This is a genomic window from bacterium (genome assembly GCA_023230585.1).
Classification (GTDB): domain Bacteria; phylum Ratteibacteria; class UBA8468; order B48-G9; family JAFGKM01; genus JALNXB01.
In genome coordinates this window covers 1-4,557 of sequence record JALNXB010000099.1, presented here as the reverse complement: position 1 = coordinate 4,557, position 4,557 = coordinate 1, and the positions used below count along the sequence as shown (strand labels likewise).

Genomic DNA, 4,557 nt, shown 5'->3' with positions numbered 1-4,557 from the left:
TAAAAATATTTTTTACCTATATACCTCTTATATGGACCTCAACGATGATACCTTCTCTCGGCGGGCTTGGCGTTAGAGAATTTACTTATGTATACTTCTTTTCCAACTATTTAGGCAAAGAAAACTCAGGTGCACTTTCTATTCTTATTCTTTTGGGCATTCTAATACAGAGTATTATTGGAGGTATCATACTTCTCTTTTTAAGAGCACCACAAAAAAACCGGTAAGTATTCACTACAACATAAAGTCTCTTAACAATTCTATTGCTCAAACCTTTCATTTATGTAAATTTCACGGTAAAATTATTTATATGAAAAAGATAAAAATGTTTTTATTAATTGTTGTTATATGTCTTCTTAGTTCTTGTAAAAAGAAACAAGAAGAACCTCAACCAGACGAACTAACCCCTTTGAACGCTGCTGGAAAATATGGGCAGGTAATGGTAAAAACCAAGCAGAGAACAGAAAGTATGAACCTTGTTATGCCTGTAAAACAATTGATCGATTCCTATTGGGCTGAAGAAGGGAAATACCCTTCCTCTTTACAAGAACTGGTAACAAGTGGATATACACAAAAACTGCCTGAACCACCAGAAGGAACAGAGTTCACCTACAACCCCTCAACAGGTTCTGTGGGCATAAAAGATATTGAATAAACCTTTCCCCCTTAACTCGTCATTTCGGAGTTAATCCGGAATCTCCTTTTTACTCCCCTCCACTCTGTTTATTTTAAGAACAAAGAACTATCTTGATAGTATGATATACTCAAAGGTACGGTTTCAAAATCAACAATCACAGCACTATCTTTTAGGTAAAAAGTCTTTAACTCAGAATTTAAACCACTAAACTTTTTTAAATCTTTAGGTAACACAAGATATTCAAATTGAGTTGCTTCTAACAGTTTCTTAACCTTCACTGTAGTTTTCATATCAGATACCCAAGCAATATTAAATTTCTGGTCAGATATTTTTTCTGCAACTTCCTGGCTCAAATATTGAGAAATAAGGATTTTTATATCTCTTTTTTTAACGATATACGAAAGTTTCGACTTTTCTTCACCAAGAAATTCCACCTGCAATTCCGGAAGAACCACTTTATCCTCTCTTTTCTTTAACACAAAAGAATATTTGTTGTTATTATAAAAATATATGCTTAAGTAAGGATAAAAGAGAGTGTCTTTAACTGGCTCGTATTCATAAATATTTTCAATCTTCATTTTTTTCTCTAAGGCTTTCAATGTCCCTATATGATGATAAGAAATAACTGTATAAAAAAGTTGGTTCACCCTTGAGATTTTCTTTTCCTTAAAAAAAGGTAATATAACATTTTCAAGGGCTCTTTTTCTATAATCATCAGACATAAAAGCAGTCAATTCTTGTCCATTAACAAAAATGATAGTTGGTTTATCTATCGAAAGAAAATATAATTTATCTTCCCTTTTTTGTTCTGTTTTAGGAGTATATAAAAGAATAGTTGTAACAATAATCAACACAGAGAGAGAATAGACCAATCTTTTCTTAATTGAAGTTCTACTAAAAAATATAAGAAGCAAAATATATAAACCAAATAAAACTGGTAAACTAAAATGTAGTTCAAAGCCTTGTGTGACCTGCGAAGAAAAAGTAGCAAGACACAAAAACACTGAAAGAAGAAGCCTTAAAGGAATAGCAAGGAAAGGGAATATGAGAAAAATAGGAAAAGCAAGCATAATAGAGCCAGCGAGTGGCATAAAAATAATGTTATTTATAAATCCAACAGGATAAAATATGCCAAAATGATATATTAAAATAGGCAACACAGATACCTGCGCCCCCAGCGAACTTACAAGCAACCCCTGTATAAACCCTTTTTGAGCAAAAGAAGCGTACCTTTTGACAAAAAAGAGTATTCCTATTGTGGCTACAAAAGAAAGTTGAAAAGAAACGTTAAAAAGGTTTAAGGGGTTAAATATTAAAAGTAATATAGCCGCCAGTAGAACCGATTGGAATACGTTAATTTCCTGCTCAAAAATTTCGGATAAAAAAAAGAAACTTAACATTAACGCAGCCCTCATAACAGGGACTCTAAACCCTGTGATTCCAACATAGAACCAGAGAACAAACATAGCAAACAAAGGGAAAAATTTAGGGTGCCTATTATTAAAGTTACGGAAAGGAATAAATATTATTCTAAGAAAAAGAATAAGAAACGCAAGGTGTAGACCAGAAATAACAAGTAGGTGATATGTTCCGCTCTTTTTTCCTGCCTCTCTTAGAAAAAAAGGAACATTTTCGTTACCGAGGGTCATAGTTTCAAGGAGCGCTTTTTCTTCAGGAAAGTATATAAAACTTTTATCAAGACGGTCCGAAAGTTTTTTTCTTATTCGGACAAGGAAGTTATTCACACGGTTTTTGGGAGGTTCTAACAAAAGAATTTTACCTGTTTTTCCTTGTAAAAAAATCCCTTGTTTATGCATAAAAACCCTAAAATCTTCTTCACCAGGGTTTTTTGGAGGCTGGAGTTCTCTTAAAGAAACCTCTAAAGCTTTGATTGAACTACCTGCTGGAAAAATATATTTCTTCCCAGTATTAAGCAAAACTTTACCTGAAGATTTAAAAGTCCTATTATCAGTTAATTGATATTTATCAACAAGCAGGGTATACCTAACAGCAAAAGACGTTTCTCTACATTGAAGAACCTTACCAGAAATACTGGTTATCTCTTTTATGTTTGCATTAACAATATTGGTATCTGAAATTTTAAGTTGCTGTGCAGTAATTAAAGCAGAGATAACCAAAAAAAACGTAAAAAAACAGAATCTTTTATTAAGTATAAATATGACAGGAGAAACAATTAAAGATAAAAGAATAACATAAAACAGAGATAAACCATTATATGAAAGCAGAACACCTAAAACAAGCCCACCTAAAGAGAGGGAAATACAGTCAAATTGTTTATACCTAATATTTTTTAAACCCCTATCCATTCTCCTTTAAAAGAAAGTTGGGTTTTCCCTGAAAGATATATTTTTTTATGTTCTTCATCGAAAGATATTTTCAAAATCTCGCCAGAACGAGCAATAATACTTGTAGGAGAAACTGTTTTATTCAACAAATTACTTATTAAAGCTCCAGCCACACTTCCAGTACCACAAGAAAGTGTTTCAGCTTCTACACCTCTTTCATAAGTACGTATTTTTAGTTGTTGTTTATCAATCACTTGAATCCAATTAACGTTAGTACCTCCGGGCGCAAAAAGTTTATGGTATCTAACAAGAGGTCCAAACTTTTCTAATTCTATATTTTCAATATCGTCTGTTACTATAACAGTATGTGGGACACCTGTATTTATAAAATGTCCTTTCAAGATAACATTTTCAATCGGTATATCAATATTTAGTTTGGCTTCACCTGAGACATTAAGTTGAACTCTTATATTCTGTTCTTGCTCAACAAAACCTTCAAGAAGACCCGCTTCTGTTTCTACCATCAGAGCATCTTTCTGATATATATTCTCAGAAACAAACCTTACAATACATCTTAACCCATTTCCACACATTTCTGCTTCACTACCATCTGAATTAAAAATCCTCATACGAAAATCTGCTTGCTGTGAATCTTCAACCAACATAAGACCATCAGCTCCAACGCCAAATTTTCTATGACAAAGTTTGATAGCAGTAGATTTTCTATCCTCAATTATATTTTTTCTATTATCTATAATTACAAAATCATTACCTGAACCAGACATTTTAAAGAATTTCATTGTTTTTTTCCTCTCTGTTTAAAAGTTATGCTTAGTTCTATGTTGTTTGTTTTTCCCCGCCCATTTTGTCATCGAACGCCACAATTTGTTTTTGTTATTATGAAGTAAGGAAAACGAGATTCCGGATCAAGTCCGGAATGACATATAAGGGGGCAACCTCATCCCATTAACCTCTTTGCAAACTCTTGGGGACATACTACTCCAAACACTCCAAGGGGAGAAGACAAAAAGGGTGCATTCCTTTTCCGCCTTCGGCGAGATTGCCACGCCAAAAAACGCCCTCCTACGCCAAGGCTTTGGTGGATAAAGCTCGCAAGACTAACTACAAAAGACGGAATGGGGGGCTGAAAACGAGATTGCCACTCTTTTGCCTTCTATCCGCCCAATTTTACCATCCTGAACTTGTTTCAGGATCTCTAACTTAATCCACGCTGGTAGTAAGCACAACGTAAAAAACGAGATTCCGGATCAAGTCCGGAATGACCTATAAGGGGGCAACCTCATCCCATTAACCTCTCTGCAAACTCTTGGGGACATACTACCCCAAACACTCCAAGGGGAGAAGACAAAAAGGGTGCATTCCTTTTCCGCCTTCGGCGAGATTGCCACGCCAAAAAACGGCTCGCAAAGACGAAATGGGGGGCTAAAAACGAGATTGCCACTCTTTTGCCTTCTATCCGCCCAATTTTGTCATCCTGAACTTGTTTCAGGATCTCTAACTTAATCCACGCTGGTAGTAAGCACAACGTAAAAAACGAGATTCCGGATCAAGTCCGGAATGACATATAAGGGGGCAACCTCATCCCATTAACCT

The 4,557-nt window shown here is 34.8% G+C and carries 4 protein-coding genes; 2 read left to right on the top strand and 2 right to left on the bottom strand.

Translation table 11 applies throughout. The features are described 5' to 3' along the window. A partial coding sequence (locus tag M0P98_09280; GenBank protein MCK9267038.1) for a hypothetical protein occupies window positions 1-227 on the top strand: 227 nt, incomplete at its 5' end. Window positions 228-310: 83 nt separating this feature from the next. Then, window positions 311-655 carry a hypothetical protein gene (locus tag M0P98_09275; GenBank protein ID MCK9267037.1) on the top strand — a complete coding sequence of 115 codons (345 nt, stop codon included), beginning with the start codon at window positions 311-313 and terminating at the stop codon, window positions 653-655. 68 nt (window positions 656-723) lie between these two features. On the opposite strand, the gene M0P98_09270 is transcribed toward M0P98_09275, so the two are convergent. Together M0P98_09270 and dapF are read right to left on the bottom strand one after the other, a co-directional pair. Then, entirely contained in the window at window positions 724-2,964 is a 2,241-nt protein-coding gene (locus M0P98_09270) for a ComEC/Rec2 family competence protein (protein MCK9267036.1), read from the bottom strand. After that, entirely contained in the window at window positions 2,949-3,743 is a 795-nt protein-coding gene (gene dapF, locus M0P98_09265; GenBank protein ID MCK9267035.1) for a diaminopimelate epimerase, read from the bottom strand. The genes M0P98_09270 and dapF overlap by 16 nt, the downstream gene beginning before the upstream one ends. Window positions 3,744-4,557: the final 814 nt, after the last annotated feature.

Coding starts and splice junctions, on each gene's coding strand:
- M0P98_09275 (MCK9267037.1), top strand. CDS start 311: ATGAAAAAGATAAAAATGTTTTTATTAATTGTTGTTATATGTCTTCTT.
- M0P98_09270 (MCK9267036.1), bottom strand. CDS start 2,964: ATGGATAGGGGTTTAAAAAATATTAGGTATAAACAATTTGACTGTATT.
- dapF (MCK9267035.1), bottom strand. CDS start 3,743: ATGAAATTCTTTAAAATGTCTGGTTCAGGTAATGATTTTGTAATTATA.